The 22,331-nt window shown below is 61.5% G+C and carries 19 protein-coding genes and 1 tRNA gene; 13 read left to right on the forward strand and 7 right to left on the reverse strand.

What is annotated here, in order from left to right; genetic code table 11:
• Positions 1-37: 37 nt before the first annotated feature.
• From ttcA to rpmH, 4 genes are all read right to left on the reverse strand, one after another.
• Positions 38-967: a tRNA 2-thiocytidine(32) synthetase TtcA gene (ttcA, locus tag ACFSCT_RS10545; protein ID WP_379142567.1), complete on the reverse strand. Its 930-nt coding sequence runs from the start codon at positions 965-967 to the stop codon at positions 38-40.
• Positions 968-1,071: 104 nt separating this feature from the next.
• The gene (yidD, locus tag ACFSCT_RS10550) at positions 1,072-1,308 is read right to left on the reverse strand and encodes a membrane protein insertion efficiency factor YidD (protein ID WP_379142569.1); all 237 of its coding nucleotides are present in this window, start codon (positions 1,306-1,308) and stop codon (positions 1,072-1,074) included.
• Positions 1,305-1,814, reverse strand: a complete 510-nt coding sequence (rnpA, locus tag ACFSCT_RS10555) for a ribonuclease P protein component (protein WP_379142604.1) — start codon at positions 1,812-1,814, stop codon at positions 1,305-1,307. The genes yidD and rnpA overlap by 4 nt, the downstream gene beginning before the upstream one ends.
• 61 nt (positions 1,815-1,875) lie before the next feature.
• On the reverse strand, positions 1,876-2,010 hold the full coding sequence (rpmH, locus tag ACFSCT_RS10560) for a 50S ribosomal protein L34 (protein WP_066013101.1): 135 nt from the start codon (positions 2,008-2,010) through the stop codon (positions 1,876-1,878).
• A gap of 280 nt (positions 2,011-2,290) precedes the next feature.
• Between rpmH and ACFSCT_RS10565 the strand changes: the two genes are divergently transcribed.
• The 3 genes from ACFSCT_RS10565 (at position 2,291) to ACFSCT_RS10575 (ending at position 5,775) form a co-directional block, all read left to right on the forward strand.
• Positions 2,291-3,712 (forward strand): sensor histidine kinase, encoded by a 1,422-nt coding sequence (locus ACFSCT_RS10565; protein ID WP_379142571.1) that lies wholly within the window; start codon positions 2,291-2,293, stop codon positions 3,710-3,712.
• A gap of 92 nt (positions 3,713-3,804) precedes the next feature.
• Positions 3,805-3,881 (forward strand) — tRNA-Arg (locus ACFSCT_RS10570).
• A 130-nt stretch (positions 3,882-4,011) separates the two neighbouring features.
• A complete protein-coding gene (locus tag ACFSCT_RS10575) occupies positions 4,012-5,775 on the forward strand; it encodes a TniQ family protein (RefSeq protein WP_379142573.1) in 1,764 nt (587 codons plus the stop codon).
• Here ACFSCT_RS10575 and ACFSCT_RS10580 read toward each other — a convergent pair.
• Positions 5,723-6,310 (reverse strand): helix-turn-helix domain-containing protein, encoded by a 588-nt coding sequence (locus tag ACFSCT_RS10580; protein WP_379142575.1) that lies wholly within the window; start codon positions 6,308-6,310, stop codon positions 5,723-5,725. The genes ACFSCT_RS10575 and ACFSCT_RS10580 overlap by 53 nt on opposite strands.
• A gap of 239 nt (positions 6,311-6,549) precedes the next feature.
• On the opposite strand from ACFSCT_RS10580, the gene ACFSCT_RS10585 reads away from it, so the two are divergent.
• The 9 genes from ACFSCT_RS10585 (at position 6,550) to ACFSCT_RS10625 (ending at position 18,093) form a co-directional block, all read left to right on the forward strand.
• Positions 6,550-6,786, forward strand: coding sequence for a helix-turn-helix domain-containing protein (locus ACFSCT_RS10585; protein ID WP_379142577.1), 237 nt, complete (start codon positions 6,550-6,552; stop codon positions 6,784-6,786).
• A 204-nt stretch (positions 6,787-6,990) separates the two neighbouring features.
• Positions 6,991-7,686, forward strand: coding sequence for a PDDEXK family nuclease (locus ACFSCT_RS10590; RefSeq protein ID WP_379142579.1), 696 nt, complete (start codon positions 6,991-6,993; stop codon positions 7,684-7,686).
• Positions 7,683-9,818 carry a hypothetical protein gene (locus tag ACFSCT_RS10595; protein ID WP_379142581.1) on the forward strand — a complete coding sequence of 712 codons (2,136 nt, stop codon included), beginning with the start codon at positions 7,683-7,685 and terminating at the stop codon, positions 9,816-9,818. The genes ACFSCT_RS10590 and ACFSCT_RS10595 overlap by 4 nt, the downstream gene beginning before the upstream one ends.
• The gene (locus ACFSCT_RS10600) at positions 9,805-10,794 is read left to right on the forward strand and encodes a TniB family NTP-binding protein (protein WP_379142583.1); all 990 of its coding nucleotides are present in this window, start codon (positions 9,805-9,807) and stop codon (positions 10,792-10,794) included. The genes ACFSCT_RS10595 and ACFSCT_RS10600 overlap by 14 nt, the downstream gene beginning before the upstream one ends.
• On the forward strand, positions 10,791-10,943 hold the full coding sequence (locus ACFSCT_RS10605; protein ID WP_379142585.1) for a hypothetical protein: 153 nt from the start codon (positions 10,791-10,793) through the stop codon (positions 10,941-10,943). Before ACFSCT_RS10600 ends, ACFSCT_RS10605 begins: the two co-directional genes overlap by 4 nt.
• An 18-nt stretch (positions 10,944-10,961) precedes the next feature.
• Complete coding sequence (locus tag ACFSCT_RS10610; RefSeq protein WP_379142605.1) at positions 10,962-12,647, forward strand: TniQ family protein; 1,686 nt, start codon at positions 10,962-10,964, stop codon at positions 12,645-12,647.
• Positions 12,644-12,838: a hypothetical protein gene (locus ACFSCT_RS10615; protein ID WP_379142587.1), complete on the forward strand. Its 195-nt coding sequence runs from the start codon at positions 12,644-12,646 to the stop codon at positions 12,836-12,838. Before ACFSCT_RS10610 ends, ACFSCT_RS10615 begins: the two co-directional genes overlap by 4 nt.
• 533 nt (positions 12,839-13,371) lie before the next feature.
• Complete coding sequence (locus ACFSCT_RS10620; RefSeq protein WP_379142589.1) at positions 13,372-15,501, forward strand: site-specific DNA-methyltransferase; 2,130 nt, start codon at positions 13,372-13,374, stop codon at positions 15,499-15,501.
• A gap of 3 nt (positions 15,502-15,504) precedes the next feature.
• Complete coding sequence (locus ACFSCT_RS10625; protein ID WP_379142591.1) at positions 15,505-18,093, forward strand: DEAD/DEAH box helicase; 2,589 nt, start codon at positions 15,505-15,507, stop codon at positions 18,091-18,093.
• A 166-nt stretch (positions 18,094-18,259) separates the two neighbouring features.
• On the opposite strand, the gene ACFSCT_RS10630 is transcribed toward ACFSCT_RS10625, so the two are convergent.
• A complete protein-coding gene (locus tag ACFSCT_RS10630) occupies positions 18,260-20,482 on the reverse strand; it encodes a S8 family peptidase (protein ID WP_379142593.1) in 2,223 nt (740 codons plus the stop codon).
• 4 nt (positions 20,483-20,486) lie between these two features.
• Entirely contained in the window at positions 20,487-21,602 is a 1,116-nt protein-coding gene (locus tag ACFSCT_RS10635) for an AAA family ATPase (RefSeq protein ID WP_379142594.1), read from the reverse strand.
• 235 nt (positions 21,603-21,837) lie between these two features.
• Between ACFSCT_RS10635 and ACFSCT_RS10640 the strand changes: the two genes are divergently transcribed.
• Positions 21,838-22,227, forward strand: a complete 390-nt coding sequence (locus ACFSCT_RS10640) for a hypothetical protein (RefSeq protein ID WP_379142596.1) — start codon at positions 21,838-21,840, stop codon at positions 22,225-22,227.
• The last annotated feature ends 104 nt before the right edge of the window (positions 22,228-22,331 follow it).

Below are 22,331 nucleotides of genomic sequence, written 5' to 3' on the forward strand. Positions count from 1 at the left end.
TCGCTGGCGCTGCTTGAACAGAACGCACCCCGAAACGTCAAGCGGAAAGGGGCGGGGTGCCGTCCCCGGGCCGGGAATCGCGCAGCTTTGGCACCGGATCGTCGGGCATCTGCGCCCTGATCGCGGGATCGGGGAAAATCGCCGCGAAATCGAACAGTTTCGGATCCGGCATCTGCGAGGGGCGCACGTTCATCAGCGCCCGGAACATCACCTGCCGCCGCCCGGGCGAACGGCTTTCCCATTCATCCAGCAGCCGCTTGACCTGCACGCGCTGCAACCCCTCCTGACTGCCGCAGAGATCGCAGGGGATGATCGGATAGTTCATCGCGCGGGCGAATTTCTCGCAATCCGCTTCGGATACGAAGGCCAGCGGGCGCAGGACATTGAGGTCGCCATCCTCGTTCAGCAGCTTCGGCGGCATCGCCGCCAGCCGCCCGCCGTGGAACAGGTTCATGAAGAAGGTTTCCAGAATATCGTCGCGATGATGCCCCAGCACCACGGCCGAACACCCCTCTTCCCGCGCGATCCGGTACAGGTTCCCCCGCCGCAGCCGCGAACACAGGCTGCACATGGTGCCGCCGGGCGCGATCTTGTCGGTGACGATGGAATAGGTGTCCTGATATTCGATGCGGTGCGCGACGCCGCGGTCGGTCAGAAACGCGGGCAGGACCGTCGCCGGAAAGCCCGGCTGACCCTGATCCAGATTGCAGGCCAACAGATCGACCGGCAAAAGCCCGCGCCATTTCAACTCGTGCAATACGGCCAGCAGCGTATAGCTGTCCTTGCCGCCCGAGAGGCAGACCAGCCAGCGGTCGCCGGGGCGGATCATGTCATAGGTTTCGATCGCCGCCCGGGTTTCGCGGACCAGCCGCTTGCGCAGCTTGCGATACTCGGTTGAGCTGGGGGCGCCGCGAAACAGCGGGTGGATTTCCGTATCCGGCGGCAGGTCGTCGCTTTCATCCAGCATCAGATTATCACCAGAACTGTTGGAAAACATATGATAAAACCGCAATCAGCCCGCAGGCGGCAACAAGTGTCAGCGCAAGGCCGGCGAAGAGGCCGTGGGGGCGGTTACGCATCGCGCCGGGCCGGGGGCACCGGGTCATAGCCCTCACCCCCCCACGGGTGGCAGCGGCAGATCCGCCGCGTCGTCAGCCAGCTTCCATGCAGGGCGCCATGCGTCTGCAACGCTTCCAGCGCATAGGCCGAGCAGGTCGGCTGAAAGCGGCAGCCGTGGCCCACCCAAGGGCTGCCGATCAGGCGATAGGCGTGGATGGGCACGGACAGGATGCGGGCAAGCGGCGTCACGCGCGGCCCTTTCCGGTTCCCGGGCGTACGGACCTGTCCTTGTGGGTGCCGTTCCTGTGGATGGCGGACAGCGCGTTCCGCAGGTCGTCCAGAAGCTGGGCAAAGGGCCGGTCGATCGTCGCGCCGGGACGCCCGACCAGCACGTAATCCCAGCCGGGCCGCGCCGCGGCCGGCAGGATTTGCGCGGCGATGGCGCGCAGGCGGCGCTTGGCGCGGTTACGCACGACCGCATTGCCGATTTTCTTTGAACAGGTAAAGCCGACGCGAACCTGCCCCGGCGCCACGGGTTCGCCGGTATCGCGCTGTCGCGCCTGCAACAGAAACCCCGGCACGCCCTGACGGCGCGCGCTCGCGGCGCGCAGGAAATCGGCGCGCTGGCGCAGAACCGTGATGTCGGGCGCGGCGGGGGCATCGGTCGCTTTGTCATCGGAAACGACGAAAACCGCCGCCGCATCTTCCGGTTGCGCGGCCAGAGGCTCGGGCAGGGAAGACAGCGGCGGCGGCATGTTCATCGACCCCCATTCTGCGGCGCCCGGGTGATCCGAAGCCGCGGAAGTCATCGCGATCTTATGCCGACAGCGACTTGCGGCCCTTGGCACGACGGGCGTTCAGAACCCGGCGGCCGCCTTTGGTGGCCATGCGGGCGCGAAAGCCGTGGCGGCGGGCGCGTACCAGGTTGGACGGCTGAAACGTGCGTTTCATGGTGTATTTCCTTCGGGCTCAGGCGCGCAAGGTTTGGGGGCGGACATGATTCACGACACCCCACGCGAACGCGTCGGTTATTCGAAGCCCGCTCAATAGGTCAGCCGGTCGGTCCTGTCAACGGCGCTGTGCCCCGTCCGCCGCATTTTGTGGCCGGATTGAATTGCCTGCCCCATAGATGGAACCACCGCCTGTTCACAAATGTTTGACACAAGGCACTCATACGGCGATCGGGCCGAACCAACTTTCGCTGACCGGCCCGTCGCACTATTGGTTTAGAATGGTACTGAATACCCTATCCGGCCGCTTCGCGCTGCTGACCTTCTTTCTGGTCCTGATGGCCGAGGTTCTTATCCTTGTGCCAGCGGTCACGAATTACCGGCTTGATTACCTTGAATCCCGGTTGGAGCGGGCGCAGATCGCCAGCCTCGCCTTGCTGGCGACCGACGAATCGATCGCGGCCGATCTGGAATCCGAGCTGTTGCAGAACGCCCAGGTCTTCAACGTCGTCCTGCGCCGCAACGATGTCCGGCAGCTTGTGCTGTCATCGCCCATCCCCGGGCCGGTGACGGCGACCTATGACCTGCGCGAATCAGGCTTCGTCAAGGCGGCGGGCGATGCGCTGGCGCAGTTGATCGACAGCAAGGACCGGGTCATCCGGGTGATCGGAGAGCCGGTCAAGCAGGCCGGGCAACTGATCGAGATCACCATGAACACCGCGCCGCTGCGCACCGGCATGATTGATTATGCGGTCAATCTGCTGTTCCTGTCGGCGCTTCTGGCCGTGGTGACGGCGCTGGTCCTGAACCTTGCGGCACAGCGCCTGATTCTGGTGCCGATCCGCCGGGTCATCCAGCATATGACCGCCTATGCGGCGGCCCCGAACGATCCGCGCAACGTCATCACCCCCGATGCCCGGCTGACCGAGGTGCGGGACGCCGAAACCGCGCTGGCGCAGATGCAGACCAACCTGACCTCGGCCCTGAAACAGCGCGAGCGGCTGGCGCAACTGGGCCAGGCCGTCGCCAAGATCAGCCACGACCTGCGCAATATCCTGACCACCAGCCAGATCTTCGCCGACCGGCTTGAGGACAGCGAGGATCCGGCGGTCCGGCGCGCCGCCCCCAAGCTGGTGAACTCGATCAGCCGCGCGGTGACCTTGTGCGAAACCACGCTGGCCTTCGGCAAGGCCGAGGAACCCACGCCGATGCTGTCGCGCTTCAACCTTGCCCAGCTTGCCGCCGAGATCGAAGAGGCGGAGTCGCTGGCCGCCAGCGATGCCCAGATCGAGTTCGTCATCGACGTTCCGCCCAGCCTGATGATTCGCGCCGACCGCGACCAGCTTTATCGGGTCCTGTCGAACCTGACCCGCAACGCCCGACAGGCGATCGAGGCCACCCGTCAGCCCGGCACCATCGAGATCGGCGCCGGCGAGGATGAAAACAACTGGTGGATCCGCGTCGGCGACACCGGCCCCGGTCTGCCGGAAAAGGCGCGCGAATTCCTGTTCCAGCCTTTCACCGGCGGCACCCGCAAGGGCGGCACCGGGCTTGGCCTTGCCATCGCCGCCGATCTGGTGCGCGGCCATGGCGGCTCGCTGGAGCTGCTGCGCACCGATGAGGACGGGACCGAGTTCATGCTGCGCCTCCCGCGCGATCTGGGCGCAGTCGCCGCCGGCCGCGCCTCTGCCGCAGCGCGGTGAACCTGCCGCCGGGTGATTTGGCCCGATGATCGGAATCGTGTTTTTTGCCCTTGCAAACCCCTGCGGCGGGGCCTAGACACCCGCCCTACGACGGACCCGTAGCTCAGCTGGATAGAGCACTAGACTACGAATCTAGGGGTCGGGCGTTCGAATCGCTCCGGGTCCGCCATTTTCTCCTTTTGTGATCTGTCAGATATTTCTGGCTTTCGGTCAGATTTCTGACCCAAACGGCCTTGATTGCGCTGATCAGCCCGCACTTCTAAGCTCAGGCGTGTTTTCTGGATCGCGAGGGTGATCGGGTGCGACTGCACAGTTCGTCGGGCGCTGCATCGAGGGCTTATGCCCCTGAGCCTCTGCCGCTCACGGCTCGGCATCACCCGCTGGAACCCGCCTCGTCGCTCATGTCCCGCCTCGGCACGCGACACGGTGCGGATTCGATTACGAATTTCTGCCGCGACATCGGGTTTCCCTATAAGGCATTGCTGCGCGGTGACCGTGACGCCATCGAGCACCTGGCGCGCCTCGCCGGATGCGATGCGGATGCGTTGGGGCAGGTCTCGATCCGCAATCTCGGGCGAAATGCCCTGCGTCTGCGCGACGAGGTGGCGACGACGCACACGCTGCATCGCTCGCGGATCCGCATATGCCCGGACTGCATCCGGCAGGATGCAGGGTCTGCGGCGGAAGCCTGGCGCGCGCCTCGGCGGGTCACATGGCAGTTTGTTTCGATCCGGTCCTGTCCGGAGCATAACTGCGCCTTGATGCCATTGCCGGCGGAAACATTCACCCTGCATGGCTATGATTTCGCGTCGCAAATTCAGAAACACTGGCAGCTGATTGAGCGGGCGGAACCTGTGCCGCAAGACCACACCGAATTTGAGGAATATCTCTGGCGCCGGGTCGCTGGCGCACGTGGTGAAGCGTGGATTGACCAACTGGACCTGAATGTCGCCAGCCGCGCCTGCGAGGTTTTCGGCTTGTTGCGTGAACGAGACCCTGACAGCAAGCTGAGTGGGCACAGCGAGACGGAATGGGCGCAGTTCGGCCAGTCGGGTTTCGAGGTGTTACGACAGGGCGCGGATGCCCTGGCCGAGGAAATGGCGCGAATGCTGTACCGCCCGGGAGTTGATCGCCGGTTCTTCTCGCGGGTTTATGGCCCGTTCACCACATGGCTGAACAGTAGGGGCCTTGGCGAAGAATTTGAGCCGCTGCGCGATCTCGTGCGTTGCCGGATATTTGCCAGTTTTGTCGTTCGCAGGGGGATTCTGGTGCTGGGCAAACCCTCATCGGGCGGGGACCGGCGCGAGGACGCTGATGGGATGGCGCTGAACGATATGCCAGCAAACCTGCCGCATCTGATGCAACGGCGGGGCCTTGCGCATCATGCGGGCGATAGTAAATGGTGCCCCAAGGGCTTCGTGACGCCGGCAATGGTGGATGCGTTGCAGCGTGAGTTGAGCGAGCTTGTCGATATTGAGGCGGCGGCTACGCTGCTCGGGCTGTCGCAAGCAGAGGTGCTCGCTCAGATCGAGACTGGCACCATAACCCCAAGGTTGATCACGCTCGCTGGTGAGCCTCTGTTCGACGGCGGAATGTTGCGATCATGGGGCCGGTTGGCGGCAAACAATGAAACCGGTCGCCCCCAGCATTTTGGCGATAGGGACAACGCCGCGCTCGCTGTGGCAGCCGTCGTACAACGCCTGAAGATCACGCCAAAGACGGTTTTCTATCTGATCGAGAACGGTTTTTTGTGTGCGGGTAGGATATCCGATGCAGGCCGCACAGGCATGGCTGTGGTGCACTCCTCCTCTCTGGCAGCCTTCGAAGATGTCTTCCTTTCCATCGGCCAGCTTTCGGCGCTGGTGCGCACACCACAGGGCGCATTGGCGATCCGGCTGAGAAACGCCGGTGTCTCAATGGTTGCCATGCCGCCCGGCCTCAGCCGGATCTATTGGCGCTGCGACATGCGCGCATCCGGCTTGCAGTTTCCCGATCCTGGTGATGTCGGTGTCATGAACGCCCTAGAAGATGCCGCGCGACCTTTGTTGCCGGAAAGCCGCTGATCACGGGGATGAGCAGCATCATGATGACGACAAATGAGGCGAGCAGCACCCAATCGACCCCGTTTACCTCGACGCCAAAGGGGATATCGACCATGACCGCAAGGTTCTTGAGTGAAAAATAGGCCGTTGCGGCGACGTAGACATGGTCGCGCAGGAACAGCATGACGCGCGCGGGCTTAGAGTAGGTTTGCTCGCGAAACGCGCGACATTCGGTGCGAAGAGTCGCCCAGAAGGACGCGCCTTCCCGGCTCTTCACTCGCTTTGTTCCGGGCGTGGGCATGGGCTCGCCACGCAGAGCCGCATACAGTGCCTCGGCCGGAAGCGGATCTGCGTCGATTTTGTCGATAATCGCCAACCGTGTTGATTGCGGCAGTTCCCGCTGCTGGCGCTCGTAATTGCCGTAGGTTTTTACGCCCAAGCCGAGGCGTTCGGCAAATTCAGCCTGGCTCTGCCCGGCCTTTGCACGAATCGCGCGGAGCCGCGTGGCTCCGACCGTGCGGACGATTCTCTCGTAGTCGGCGCGCTGCCTGCTCATGATACCCGGCCACCAGAAGATTTCTGCATCGCAAGAGCTTAAGTTCCTTTGCTTTCAAACGCGCTGATTCTTTGGAGGAATTATCGGGTCAGCACGAACGTACCGGACCGATCAGCACGTTCGTGCCGGTTATTTTCTTTATTAAACAAGGCGTTGATATTGACCTACCGCGCTTTGCTTCCTTAGCTGTCTGATGTCGGGAGAGCGGCCCGACGAAGGAGATATGGAGGCACCGGCTGATGCGGACGCCGTCGAAACAAGATCTGGATGCGCATGAGCGCCTGAAGGCCGAGCTGCGTATTCGGGGCACTTCGCTGGCCCGTATCGCCCGTGAACTCGGCGTGTCGGATGCGGCGCTGACGCTGGTGGGAAAAGGCTGCAATCGCTCCCGCAGAATCGAAAATGCACTTGCCGGCGCCATCGGCACCACGCCGGAGGCGCTGTTCCCGGATCGTTATCAGGGAGGCGAACCATGACCTAGAAAAGGAAAAGGCCAAGAGGGCGGCAACCCTCAAGGCCTTCTTCGGTGTATCAAGTGAAGCCCGATACACCTCTTTCATGACCCATATTCCGGGACCGGTCAAGCGTGCAGGTGATCTGGCGCGCCGGTCCCGCACACCCAAATCCATGAAGGAGGGCCGTTGGCGGCCGGCGAGCGCTGGCCACCTGGCCGATGACACATGTCCGACGACGATGACAAAACGCCCTGGCAGCCTCCACAGCGCAGCACTGGAACGCGCAGCTTTCCGGCACGGTCCAAATCCAGCTCGCGCGGCTTTCTGTTGGCTCATCTTCCGGCGGAGGCCCGACCCCGCCAGATCATCTATGAGAGCAATCTGGAACGTCAGACGGCGCTGCTATTGCTGGCGCGCAATGATCTGTGGAACCTGTGGGACCAGCCGCCGAAAATCGCCTTCACGGACAAATGGGGTCGGACAGCCCATCACGTCTTCGACTATCTGGCCGAGTTCAACGATGGCCGTCGTGTCGCAATTGCTGTCAAGCCACAGGCGCGCACCGAGCGAATTGGCTTTCGCGATACGCTTGCCCGTATCCGCACGAACCTGCCGCCCCGCTTCGCCGATGAAGTCGTTCTGGTCACGGAAAAGACCCTTCCCGCTGCTGTGGTGCATAATGCCGAATTGCTGCAGATGTTCCGCGCGTGCCCCGATCCGGAAGCGGACAGGATTGTCGGGGATATGCTGGCGGCGCAGAAGCAGCCCTTCCGCATCGCGGATGTCGTCGCCGACAGCCGCTTGGGCGGTCGGGCATTCCGCGCATTGGTCCGGGCCATCCATGCTGGGTTGACCCGAGCCGATCTCGATAGCCGCATCACATCTGCGACTGTCCTGCTGCCGCCGGAGGACTGGCCATGACGATGCTGCGCCTGTCCCGCGCCGATGCGGTCATCGCGCAGGGCACCCTCTGCGTCGTCGCGCGCATCGATCCGCATGTCGTCGAACTGCGCCCGCTCGGCGGGGAGGCTCCGCCGATGAGCCTGAGCCACCTCGAACTGATAGGGCAGTTCAACTCGGGCAATTTCGAAGTGGAATACGGTTATTTCGGCAGTCGTCAGGCCGCACGTCGCGCCATGGCAGGACGCAGCTTGCTGTCCCTGCTGTCGCGTGCGGAACAGCAACTGGTGTTCTGGAAGATCGACTGGTGTGAAACATTTCTCGCGGCCGAAGCCAGCGGCGAGGTCTCACGGTCGGATCGATCCTGCTCGGCTTTTATCTCCGAACTCGAAAAGCGAGTCATTGAGAAGATGCGCCAGACCACGAATGGCAAACCCCTGCCGGACGTGATCTTCAGGCCCGCCCCGTGCCGCACAAGCCTGATGGGATGGGTTCGGGTCTGGGAGAAGACCCGCGATCCGATGGCCTTGGTGAAGAAGTCACGGTTCAACGGCGTCAATGCCCGCAAGATTGGTCGCGACCAGGAGACGATCCTGCAACGCAAGCTTGCGGATTACCTGCACCCCAACCGGATTTTTGCTCCCGAACTGCATCGGGCAATCAATGCTGAAATCCGCGGGTGTAATGCGGATGCTGGATCTGCCGGATTGCCCCCCATGCCGGAGGTATCCGAAAGCACTGTCCGGCGCAGACTGGTGGAAATCGACAAGTTCGAACTTTGCGCCGCGCGCCATGGCGTTGCCGAGGCCAAGAACCGCCTCGGTGGTTACGGTGCGGGTCTTCCGGTCGATGTGCCGCTTCAACGCATCGAGATGGATGAATGGGAAATCGACCTGATGGCGATCCTCGCCGCAGGAGGCCACGATATCAGCGACACCAGGCTGCGTGATCTCGCGCTCGGACGATACTGGGTCTGTGTCGCTTTCGATGCCGCCACGCGCAGCATTCTGGCGTTGAAACTGTCGAAAGCGCCCTGTGTCGAGGATGCGCTGGCAACGATCTGGATGGCGATGCGCGACAAGACCGCCATCGCGCGCCGGCTGGGGTGCGAAACCGGCTGGGTTCAACACGGGCATCTGTTTCATGTCGTCGTGGATAACGGCGCTGCCCTCGTCGATACCGAATTCAAGGCAGCTCTCGCCGATCTGGGTATCGGCTATTCGGTCGCGGTCGCAGGGGTGCCCAAGCTGCGGGCCAGAATCGAGCGCGTCTTCAGAACGCTCGCCACCATGTTGATGCCGCTGCTGACCGGGCGGACGTTCTCGAACCCGACCGAGCGTGGTGACTATCCCTCCGAGAAATATACGGTGCATACGGCTGAGAGCATTGTCGAGGCTCTCGTGCGCTTTGTCGTGGACGTCTATCACAACAAACCGCATCGCGGCCTGGAAATGGCCTGTCCGAACGATGCCTGGACGCGACTCTGCACCCAGCACGGTTGGTCGCCGCCGCTCGGGCAGCATCGCCTGCGACATGTCCTCGGTATCAAGCTCGACCGCAAGCCGGGGCGACATGGTGTGGTGGTCTGCGGCGTCAACTACCAATCCGAGGGCTTGATCCGGCATTTCCAACGTTCCGGCGGGCACAGCCTCGATATTCGGCTCGACCCCGAAAATCTCGGGCATGTTTCGGTGTGGTATGGCGATGCCTGGCACTCGGTTCCGGCCGTTATCGACGGGATGGAGGGCGTCTCTGTCGCCGCATGGGAACAGGCGGTCTTTGAAATCCGCCAGAGCAACCGCGACGCCAGCAGGCTCAGGCAGGACGTTGTTGATCGCGCGTTTGCCCGCATCAAAGAACTTGATGCCGACCAGCGCGCATGGCGCCGTCTCGGCCCGATCAATATCAGCGCGGCCGAGATACGCCGCGCCGAAGCCGAGACGTTTTACGGCCTCGACCTGAAGGCCGAGGCGGAAGGCCGGCCCATCATGGACAATCACCGGCCACAGATTGATGGCTTCCTGTCGGACAGCATTCCGCCTTTACAGCGGCCCCCAGCCCGAACCGCCTCATCGAGTTCCCCAACTGACCATACCGAACATGACGACGACGAGCCGCAGGAAACATGGAGGTTCAGCGATGAAGACGAATGACCGCACCGATGTGCGCCGCATCATTCAGGATCTGCGCGCAGCCTATGTGCCGAACGACGCCTATCGCAAGCTCGACGAGTATTTTCGAATGCTGCTGGAGCAGCGGCGGGCCGACATGGCCGATGGCAGCGCCTCGAAACTGCGCGGTATCGTTCTGATCGGGCGTTCGGGCAGCGGCAAGACCACCGCGATCCAGCACCTGATCCGGAGCAATCGGGAGCTGCTCCGCACCGATACATCGCAGGAAATCTGCGAGCTGATCAGCTTGCAGGTTCCGTCGCCCGCGACGATGAAATTCGTTGGCACCGCCGTCCTGCAGGCGGCGGGCTATCCGCTGTCCCGAGACAAATCAGCCTCGACGATCTGGGATATGGTCCGCCAGCAATTGATGTTCCGGCAGACACTGTTCCTGCATCTCGACGAGGCGCAGGATTTGACGCGGTTCCAAACCGAGAACGAGCGACGATCCGTGGTGAACACGTTGAAGTCGCTGATGGAGAACAGCCGCTGGCCGGTGGGGCTGATCCTGTCGGGCATGCCCGAGTTCAAGACCCTCATCAATCAGGATCCGCAGCTGGCCCGCCGCCTCTATCCGGTCGAAATCGACCGGTTGAACGAATTTCGTAATGTTGGTGCCGTCATCAATCTGGTGCAACGTTACACCGGTCGCGCAGGCATCGGCATCAACGAGGATCTGTCCGGCGAAAATTTCGCTCAGCGCCTGATCCACGCCGCCGATTATGAGTTCGGGTTGATGGCCGAGCTGGTGGTGCAGGCCATCACTATGGCGCTGTCGCGCGATGGGCTGGACGCACGACTGTCCCTGTCACATTTCGCCGATGTCTTTCACATGCGTTCGGCGGCGGTCGATGGGTTGAATCCCTTCATCGCCGAGGACTTCCGCCGCATCGACCCCCGGCAGGTTCTGGATCATGATTCCATGCACAGTGCCGATGATCCGAGGGGACCACGATGACCGGAGCACCTCTGATCCGATCGCTCGTCCTGCTGCTGGGCGAAATGCCAGCCAGCTACGTCTCGCGGCTGGCAGCGCATCACGGGACGCCCCCTCGAGAATTCTGTTCGGATTTCGGGATGCGATGGCCGTTCCTGTGCTCGGGTTAGGACGACCAGCTTCAGACGCTGGCGCGTTTGGCCGGCGTGGATTTGCATGGATTGCGGTTCTGGGCGCCGCGCAAGCTCGACAACGGGCGCTATCGCATCGGGGCCACTACCTCTTCAGTCGGCGCGTTCCGGCGCACCACCATCCGCCTTTGTCCGATCTGTGCCGCAGAGGCACTGCAGGGACAGGGACCTTCTGGCGTTTTTCAGCTCCTGGAATGGTGCGTCACCTGCGTGCATCGCTGCGCGGTGCATGGCGCGAGGCTCTGCGAGATGCCTGCGGCGGCACATGCCCACGAGACCTATAATGTTGCGTCGCTCGCTATCCGCCACCAGCAAGTTCTGATCTCGGCGGCCAGCGATCCGGAAATTCTGGATGAAAGCCTGTTCGAAACCTATATTCGTGAGCGCATCCATAGAGGTCCGAGGGATGACTGGCTTCGGCCGCTCGAATTGACGCATCTGCACCGTGCCTGCCTGATGCTTGGTCTGACGATGGCAGGACAGACGACGCTAAACCTGTCAGCGGTGGATCACCAGTGCGGACGCCGCGCCTGCGATGACGGGTTTGAGGTTCTTCGAAATGGTCCGGACGCTCTTGCCGCTGCTTTTGATTGCCTGCGCGGGCGGACGCGAACTGGCCGGCCATATTATTCGACCGATCTCGGGCCATTTTTTGCCTGGCTCAGGACCGTACAGGATACCCCCGCACTGACAGAGATGTTGTCGGCGGTTCGACTATACGTTTTTCGGCATTATCCGGTGAAGCCAGATCAGGAGGTTCTCGGCGAACGGCCAGCGGGGATCACCCATATTACGTTCGATGAGGCCCGGGCACGCGCGAAACTGGGAACTGCCTTCCTCAAGCGGTTGTTTGCGCATATCACCGGGATTCCGCTCAATGAGGCCGGTTCCCTTACGGAAATTACGGTAGACGATCTCGACTATGTGTTGGGCTTTTGGGCGGGCCTGTGCAATCTGCAAGATGCGGCACGGATGCTTGGGATTCAACCTTCGCAGGTCAAGTCGCTTATAGAGCTTGGCGTTTTTTCGGCGCTTCGCTTCGGATCGTCCCTCCGTTACCTTCACCGGGCGGAAGTCTCTGATCTGCTGCGCGCGGTGGAGGCGCTTTCCGCTGCAGATGGTGGCTCGGGGTTTGTGCCCCTGAAAACCTTCAGCACCTCCCGCAAGATCGGTATCGCAAGAATCGTCGCGGCCTGGCACAGCGGCGAGTTGCAGGGCCAGATTGCCAGAGGCGAGGGCAAGGGTTTGCAGGCTTTGTTCCTGCAGCCTGATGCGTTTTGCCAGAAAGTCCCCACTCCCCGTCACGGTGATCCAAATCTCGCCGAAGCAGCCAGATATCTGCGCATCAGCCTCAGCGCGGTCAGAACGCTGCGAGATGTCGGCATTTTGCAGCAGGTCAGGAAGCGCAATGCCGACACCAACTTTCGGCAGGGCTACATCAGCAGTGAAAGCCTCCGCAGCTTCGAGCGCAATCATGTTACGCTTGGACAGCTGGCGGAACGAAACGCTGTGGCCCCGATGCATCTGGCCCGTCGGTTGGATCGTGACGGCATCCCGGCTCTGGACACCCCTCGCGGCATGGTCCGCGTCTATCATCAGGAAATGCTGCCGACAGACCTGTTATTCGGCGTGAACATTCCGCTGCGTGACAGCGGTGCATTCCAGCAGGGAGGATTACCATGACGACACCACACCATCCTGACAGCCACGAATTGCGAGACTGGGCGCTCTATGGCCCGAAGAACCCCGAAATCGCCTGGCTCGTGGATCGCCTTGCATTGGACCACGGATTGCGCGTGCGCGAAATCGAGGAACTTATTCTGCAGGCGCTGAAAGATCGAGTCGCCTTGGAAGAGCGGAAGCGAGGGTTGTGATCGCGACGCATTCTTTACATTGACGATGTTCTTCAACGGCCACTAACGGGAGGGAACCGACCAGACGACGCTCGACTGGATGAGCAAGACGTTCAACGAAACATACCCGCGGAAAGGCATGCTGTTCTGTGTAGGCAACATGGCCAGTCGTCGCCAGACATGGCAGTTGCTCGGCGTCTTGCGGGTGGACGACACGGGACAGTCGACGCTCTTCTGAAAGCCGGCGGGACGGAGCCATCGTTTCTGGCGCGGGAAGTGCCCGAGGATTGGAATGCGTTCGCCATTCGGCTTGCGCCATCCTCGCCCCCCGGTTTAGTCTGCGCGGGTAAACGGCGGTTCTGTCAGCTCATTTTCGCAGGGCGTTCGGCAAGTTCGTCGCCGCCTGACAGGACGAAGCATAGAATGACAGCCGCGAACGCGATCCCCACCACCTTGCTCCACGACCGGCCACCCGCGGCCCGGCGCGCTGATGTCTTGTGCGGAACGTCGCGCGCGGGGCATCACGGTAGCACTGAAGGGAACGAGGGCCGGGCATGTCTCGTCTGACGGATCTGATCGCACGGGCCAAGGCCAGGGACGGCGCGCTGGGGGAAGAGCTTGAGAGGGAGTTCAAGGCGCTGGCGTCGCGGCGGGCCTTCGGGCTGAACTTCGAGCGGCACCGGCCCGAGAGCGTCGAACTGCCCGGGCGGCCCGTGCGGCGGGGCGACAAGGTGCGCATCCTGCCGCCGCGGGGCACCACTCAACGCGGGGACCAGCGGCTGTGGCGCGTGGCGCGGCTTGCCGGCAGGGGGAACGCGAAACGCGCTCAACTGGCGCTGATCGACGCGGAGTCCCCCGAGACGGCCGAGGTTGCGGTCGCCGATCTGGTCGTGGTGGCCGAGTTCCGCGATTACATCTATCCCGGCCTTGTCAGCACCGGAAAGGTGGAGCGCGGCGGCGACAAGCCGTTCCACACGGTGATCAACGGCGAGAACTTCCATGCGCTGGAGGCCCTGACCTACACGCACCGGGGCAGGATCGACGCGATCTATATCGACCCGCCCTACAATACTGGGGCGCGGGACTGGAAATACAACAACGATTACGTCGGAGAAGAAGACCTTTATCGTCACTCAAAATGGCTGGCCTTCATCGAGCGCAGGCTCCTTGTAGCGAGGCAACTCTTGAACCCGGAAAATAGCGTCCTGATAGTGACCATTGACGAGAAGGAATACCTGCGTCTAGGGCTATTAATCGAGCAGACTTTTCCAGATGCTAGATTTCAAATGGTGTCCAGCGCAATCAACCCAAAGGGTGCGACACGGCAATCGTCATTTGGCAGAACGGACGAGTATTTATTCTTTGTTATGCTTGGTGACGCGGCCCCCAATGCGGTGCCCTTGTCGAATGAATGGAAAATTGTAGAAGATCGGCGGGCATCGCGACTTCGATGGGCTGAGCTTCTACGTTCAGGCTCTAATACGCGACGTGAGGACAGCCCCAATCAATTCTACCCAGTATTCGTTCGTCTTGGTGATGAAGGGCCAGAGTTCCACTCGGTCGGTGATGCCTATTTTGGTGACGATTGGGATAATATTGTGCCGCCTGAGGATAGCTTTTCTGTTTGGCCTATCCGATCAGACGGATCAGAAGGCAACTGGCAGAATAGCGCAGAGAGTCTGAGGGCGCTGATAAAAATGGGTTATGCTAAATTGGGCGGCTGGCGTGAAGGTAGGACCGCGATTACCTACCTCAAGAGGGGCGAGCAGAGCAAAGTAGACAACGGCGTATTTCCCATAGTTGGCCGTCGCCAAGATAACTCGGTTATCGTGGATGATGGGGCCTACCAGCCAACATTTGTCCCCGGCACTCAATGGAGAATTGGGTCGCATAACGCTGAGCAAGGCGGGACAAATCTCCAGAAGCTCCTCATTCCCGGTAGGAAATTTCCCTTCCCGAAATCCCTCTATGCCGTCGAGGACGCCCTGCGCTTCTTCGTCGCGGACAAACCCGACGCCACCATCCTCGACTTCTTCTCGGGCTCCGGCACCACGGCCCATGCCGTCATGCGGCTGAACCGGCAGGATGGCGGGCGGCGGCGGTGCATCTCGGTCACCAACAACGAGGTGGCAGCCGACGAACAGGCCGCATTGCGCAAGGCGGGCTTGCGCCCGGGCGATCCGGATTGGGAGAAGTGGGGCATCTGCGACCATATCACCAAGCCGCGCGTCAGTGCCGCCATCACCGGCCGCACCCCGGACGGGGAGGAGATCAGGGGCGACTACAAGTTCACCGACGAGTTCCCGATGGCGGAGGGGTTCGAGGAAAACGCCGAGTTCTTCACCCTGACCTATGAGACCCCGGTCGCCGTCAGCCACAACCTCGCCTTCCAGCGCGTCGCGCCGCTCTTGTGGATGCGGGCCGGATCGGAAGGCCGACGCATCGACGACCTGCCCGCCGCCGGATGGGAGGTTGCCAACAGCTACGGCCTGCTGGTCGATCTGGACCACGCAAGCACCTTCTGCGACGCGGTCGCCGCCCAGCCCAGCCTGCGCATCGCCTATATCGTCACCGACGACGACCGGCGCTTCCAGGCGGTGGCCCGCGCGCTGCCGGATAATGTCGAACCCGTGCGGCTCTACGAATCCTACCTCTCCAACTTCCGTTTCTCGATGGGCCGCTGAGTCATGAAGTTCACGCTAAAGGATTATCAGGAAGAAGCCGTCGAAAACGTGCTCGTCAACCTCAAGAAGGCGTCGCGGCGCTGGCGCGAGGACGGCGACAGGCATGCCTTCTCGCTGACCGCCACCACGGGCGCGGGCAAGACCGTCATGGCGGCGGCGGTGTTCGAGGCGCTGTTCCACGGCGACGACAATTACGACATCGAGCCCGATCCGGGCGCGGTGGTGATCTGGTTCAGCGACGATCCCTCGCTGAACGAACAGTCGCGCTTCCGCCTGCTCGAAGCGTCGGACCGGCTGACCCTTTCGGACCTCGTGGTGGTGCAGAACACCTTCCAGCGCGAGACGCTGGAGCCGGGGAAGATCTATTTCCTGAACACGCAGAAGCTCGGCAAATCGAGCCTGCTGGTTCGCGGGCACGATCCCGACGACGAGGGGATCGAGAAGGACGGCCAGATCCGGCTGATGCCCGACAGCCGGTCCTTCACCATCTGGGACACGATCCAGAACACCATCGACGATCCGGCGCTGACACTTTACCTGGTGCTGGACGAGGCCCATCGCGGGATGCGCGCGGCGACCGGCACGGGCGAGAAGACCACCATCGTCAAGCGGCTGATCAACGGCTCGGGGTCCGTTCCCGGCATTCCGGTCGTCTGGGGCGTCTCGGCCACGGTCGAGCGTTTCAACGCCGCGGTGTCCGACATGCAGGGCCGCGCGACCCTGCCCAATGTGGTGGTGGATTCCGCCAAGGTTCAGGCGTCTGGCCTGCTGAAGGACACGATCATCCTCGACGTTCCCACGGATGCAGGCGCGTTCGATACAGTGCTCGTCCGGCGCGGCACCGATAAGCTGAAGGAAATCTCGGCCGCCTGGGAAGCCTATGGCCAGCAGCAGGACGATGCCGACACCGTTCTGCCGCTGATGGTGTTGCAGGTGCCGAACGCACCCGATCACAACGATATCGGCGCGGCGCTCGACACCATCTATGCGCAATGGCCGGACCTGCCCGAGGATGCGGTGGCGCATGTGTTCGGGGAACATACCGCCCAGACCTTCGGGGCCCATGCCGTGCCCTACATCTCGCCGGAACGTGTGCAGGAATCGACCTGGATCAGGGTTTTGATCGCGAAGGATGCGATCAGCACCGGCTGGGACTGCCCGCGCGCCGAAGTCATGGTCTCGTTCCGGCCCGCACGGGACAGGACGCATATCACCCAGCTTCTGGGCCGGATGGTGCGCACGCCCCTGGCGCGGCGGATTCCCGGCAACGATCGGCTGAACTCGGTCGACTGCCTGCTGCCATTCTTCGACGAAGCATCGGTGTCGGATATCGCCAAGGCCCTGATGTCGGGCGGGGACGGAGGCGACGAACTGCCCGGCCGTCGCGTCCTGATCAATCCGGTGGAGCTGAAGCCGAACCCGACCATCCCGGGTGACGTGTGGGACAAGTTCCTCTCGCTACCTTCCCAGACCTTGCCCAAGCGGCATGCCCGCCCTGTGAAGCGGCTCACTTCGCTGGCGCATGAACTTGCCATGGATGGTCTGCTGGCGGATGCGGGCAAGGCAGCCCACGCGGAGATGCACAAGGTGCTCGACGGTCTCCGGGCGCGCTTCAAGGCGGAAATCGAAGCTGCCCGCAAGTCGGTCCTGACCGTCGAAGGCAAGAGCTTGAAGGCCGACCTGAAGGGCGGGGGCGTGTCATTCGACGACTTCCTCGAGGAAGCGGACCATGCCGTGATCGAGGATGCGTATCGCCGCGCCGGGCGTGCGATCAGCCCCGATCTTGCGACGTCCTACAGCGATTATCTCGCGCGGAACGAAGGCAATCCGGACGACCTGGAAGGCGCGCTGATCGACGCCCATGTCATGATCGCGGCCTTGGGGCTGATTCCCGACGTAAAAGAGACGCTTGAAGCCGAGACCGAGAAGCTGGCGACTCAATGGCTCAGTCGCTACCGGGTCGAGATCAAGAGCCTCTCCGACGAGCGTCAGGACGTCTATCGCCAGATCCGCGAGATGAGCTCCGAGCCGATGCCGGTCGATCTGGCACGGCCGACATCCTGGATGCAGCCGACGACGCTCCGCGAAGCGAATGGAACCGAGACGCCGCTGCCGCAGTATGCCCAGCACCTGCTGTGCGACGACGACGGCAACTTCCCCGAGGACTTCAATTCCTGGGAAGGCGAGGTGGTGAAGGCCGAGCTGGCGCGGGCAGGCACGGTCGGCTGGTATCGCAATCCGTCGCGCGCCAGTCAGGACTCGCTTGGCGTCATCTACGAGGAAGGCGGCAGCCCGAAGATCGTCAGGCCAGACTTCGTATTCTTTGCACGGCTGCCCGACGGGACGGTCGCCGCCGACATCATCGACCCGCACGGCATCCAGTTCGGTGACGCGATTCCGAAGCTGAAGGGGCTGGCCGACTACGCGGAGGCCTTCGGAAGCCAGTATCGACGGATTGAGGCGGTAGCCAAGATCGGCGACAAGTTTCGCGCGCTGGATCTCACCGAGGCATCGACGCGCGCTGCGGTCGCGGCGGCGACATCGATCAAGATGCTATATGAGAGCGAAGCCGGAACAGATTATCTGAGCTGATCCCGCCGTTTAGATTTTAGTCGAGCCACCGTGGCATAAGGGACGTTCACGCGCACCGTAGCAAGCATCCTAATCCGCGCATACGCGCAAACTGACAGGGCGCGCACCAGTGATGATCGGAAGTAGAAACGCGCGGATAATGTGGTGATGGTGTCTGGACATGTTCCTATGTGCGCAGCGGCACGTCGAGTATCGGTCGCAGTGGTTCTAGCTGTGTAGCATACTTCCGCACAACCTGATCGTATAGGTCGGCTATGCCCTTTGCTTGTACGCTCACGACGAGCGCATAAGGCAGCTTCGGTGCGCTCGAGAAGTTCCGACCTTCGATTCGCGAATTATAATGAATATCAAATACTGGGTTCAGCAGCGAACTGCCTCGCATTCGTTTAGTCGCGTAAAGGCAGTTTTCCCATTTCATCGCGTCACGGCGAAGCTCGTCCTCTCCGGCACCGCTCGGAGATGAGCCGAAAAATGACTTTGAGTCTGGATGTACCTGCCCATCCCTGGTGAAGCGTTCGTCATGTGGTCGGAACGTAACTTCGAGGCCCGCGCGGGTATAATTTCCTGGATGGTGAGGGTCCGTCTGAGATTTATAGACGACCGTCGCGGAGAGAGATACCATGCCAGCAATTTCTCCAGCAGGAACTGGGATTGCAGCGCGAATATATTTTGCCGGGGATATCTCCCCTTGATAGACGATACGGACTTCATCATCGGCGCACAGCACGATGTCGTCAAGCTCTTGCGCTGCCCGGCCCCATCCGACTTCGCGAATGTCGTGATCACTGCGCTCGGCAGTGTGGACGAGTAGCGCACGGATTGCGAGGTGATTCAGATTCGTGCCGAAATGTGCCCGTACTCCGCTAGCCATGCGTACAATGCTTGGGGTCGCGAAGGATGTCCCTCCTGTACCGACAACGGCGGGGGTCATGTCGGGACTTAATACTAGGAACGGTCGCTCTATTGAGCCGCCAAACCCGACCAGATCGGGTTTTATCAGGCCAGGACTGCGCCCCGGCCCTTTGGAGCTGTAAGGGGCCCGTTGCCAATCCTTATCGGGGGTGTTGCAAGCGCCCACGGCTAGGGCATTCACGCAGTCTGCTGGAACTTGTATGCGATCAAGGCCGAGGATCGCGTCGCCTTCCCCATCATTCCCGACCGCTACGGCCGCTAGTGTGGACGTGTTGGATAGGCGATCATCAAGGACGGCTGTCCAAGCGTGCACGTCGTCATCCTCGATTGGAAGACTCGGGCCGATGCTCAGGTTGATGAAGTCGTAGGTCTGGCTAGACAGAACACCCTCTATTCGCTCAAGAACTTCGTAGAGCTCATGAAGGTTTTGGGCTGGATCGTCGTCGAGGACCCGGTAGTGGTCGATCGGCGCAAATGGCCGAGGTGCTGGGCGCCGCGGATCCAACGTGCCGAACAGAGCCGCCGAGCTAACCGCTACGCCGTGCTCGTGGAACTCCCCACTTGGCGGGCGCATTCCGTGTAGTTCGTAAGGCGTAACCCATTGCGTGATCGGGTGACCTGCAGGCACCCCACCGTCGAAGATTGCAACGCGAACATCGTTCGAAATCGGTGCATCGACAGGTAGGTCTGGGCGGGCGGTCGGCAGACCAGGTGATCGTATCATTGGACGCAGGACACGGAGTTCTGGCATCTTGCGCAAAGCACGCACAGTCGAAAAAGTTGCGACTTCTTCGACTCGCTCGGCGGGAGCGTCCAGTTCCAAGAAGCAAAGGCCCTTGGCGTAAAAGCGCCGTCCGAACTCGATAGGAATGTCGCGGGAGCGCAAAAACCGCTGGAAAACAGCCAATATGTCTGCCTCTCCCTCCATGCCGTCCGCGTGAAGTACGACCTCCATGGGAAGGATACCTTCACTTGGCATGCTACCCTTGATTTTGTCGCGCGGTGACGGCGCGGCGATGGCTTCGATGGATCCTAGGTCATCTGCGCCTCGGCGGTTGGACGCCCAGTGGGACAAACCCTCGCTCCAATGTCGCAGCGCTGCTCGCGAGCCGCGGGCGAATAATTCCGTTGTCATCGCATCGACTGGCTCGCGGTCACGGGAGCGCTTCTCGGGCCTCACTTTTCGGGGGCGGCTACCAACAACCTCGATCCCTACGTCACGCAATAGGTCCGTAGGGAAGTAGGACTTGGCAATGTACTCGGGGTTGAGGGTGAGTGAGACGATTGCTTGATCGTTTGGATAGGCATCGGCCGGCAGTCGATCAAGATCGACGACCGCTTGATCAAGCATTGGCACCAAGCGGCGTCTCGCCTCCTCGAACGTGTACGGCGCGGCCTTTGGGCCGCCCCCGCCCTTGATTGTCACATCCGAAGTCAGGCGCTCGCCGCGACCTAGAAGAAAGTTCTGCTTCGCCATCGCCTCACTCCAAATCTTTCGCTAGAAAACCTTTTGAACGCAGGCGGTCGCGGATTGTCTCGCGTGCCACACCTGTCAGTTCGTGCGCACGCCGCTGTGATACGAGACCAGACTTGGCGAGCTGCACTGCTAAGTCGATACGCTCATTCTTGGGGCAATCATTGGCCGACAGCAGAGTGGCCAGGTGATCGCTGATCTTTCTCCCATTGAGTGCCGCCGAGCGCCGGGCGCTATTCACTTTGCGCTCGATGTCGCTGAAAGATTGCCCTGCCAATGCGAGCGATAGAACGTCCGACCATTCGCTCGCATTTGGCTCAACAAACTCTAGGAGGCTGTTGACGAAAGCGCGCGCCGCCTCACGTTCGGGCAGGCCAAATGCGACTTGTTCCTCGAAGCGTCGCCATACTGCGGGATCTAGGAGTTCCTCATGATTGGTTGCCGCTAGGAGAAGGCCTGACGACGGCCAGTCATCCAGTTGCTGCAGCAGAACTGTCACTAGCCGCTTCAGCTCGCCGATCTCGGCTGCGTCATCACGGCGCTTGGCGATAGCGTCCAACTCATCAACTAGAAGCACGCAGTCGATCGACTTTGCATAGTCGAGAACGTGACGCAAATTTGTACCCGTCCGCCCCAGATAGCTGCTCATCACTGCGGACAAATCCAGAATCAGAAGTGGCCGGTCCAGTTCGCGAGCGACCCATCGCGCCGCCATCGTTTTGCCGACCCCGGGCGGTCCGGTAAACAAGACTGTACGGGTCGGCTCCAGACCGGCCTCAGTTAGCGCTTCGAGCTGCTTTCGTTCATCGACTAGGCGCTTGAGCATGTCTCGTACGCCGTCAGCGTAAATGGGCTCATGCGGAAGAGTCGGGTGCTCCTCCGCCCGCAACAGCTGGAATCGGCTATCCGTATCTACGGGTAACGCCACGGTAGGAGAGCGGCGCAGGGTTGATGAACGGGTCGGGCGCTTGCGCAACAGCTCCACGAGTGAGTTCGCGAAGTCGCGATCTTCGGTCCGTTTGGCAAGGCGGTTAAGAAATGCATACACATCTTGCTGACGATCAGACAGCGCGACCCGTGCTAAGTGGATGAAATCTTCCCTATTTTTTTCTGAATCTTCCATATTTTTATATATGCCCTGTATTTTACGGCCTGCAAACGGCATCATAGTGGAAGAATTTCGTGTCGTCTATCGAATAATCTTCCATTCTCTGCTGAGACATCTGCAGTACTTACCCCCAAGCCGGTCGACGGAGCAGGTGCCTCAAGCAAGCGTGGGGTTCTTTCTCTCTGCTGCCAGGACCGGCAGCGCGCGGCCTTCAATGGTATCCAGCGGCGCGGCTCGGTCTGGTTATTGCGTGAAACGCGCGCTGTCATCCGGCTTCGCGATCCCGCATCCCGGCGGCCTGTTCGACTTCTCCGAAGCCGACGACCAAAGCGACGCTCGGGTGATCCCTGGCCTGTTTGAGGCCCTCGGCTCGCTTCACGGTTCCGCCATCATGACCCCGGATGGCCGCCCGACCACGGCATTGGGCTCGCAGATCAGGAAATCGAACAGCTGGCGATGGCCGGTTCGGGGCGCGCTGCCTCAGAACCCGGTGACATTGATTAGGATGGCCGTCAAACCTGCAATGGTGGCGACAGTTGCTGAGAGCGGTCGGCAAGAAATGGGGTGGAAATGCTCGACGTTTGGGGTGGAAGTGCCTGACAGACACCAAGCTAATGTCCAAGAAATTGGAGCTGGTTGAGTCAAGAATCGCTGACATCTGACACCTTTTGTCGTCTGTCTGAGAACGGCGGTGCGAAATTAGTCCACGTTAGCGGCGGCATGGTGCTGCTGCGGGCGGCGTAA

Origin of the sequence: Paracoccus pacificus (genome assembly GCF_042680785.1) — a bacterium.
In the GTDB taxonomy this organism is placed as follows: Bacteria; Pseudomonadota; Alphaproteobacteria; order Rhodobacterales; family Rhodobacteraceae; genus Paracoccus; species Paracoccus pacificus.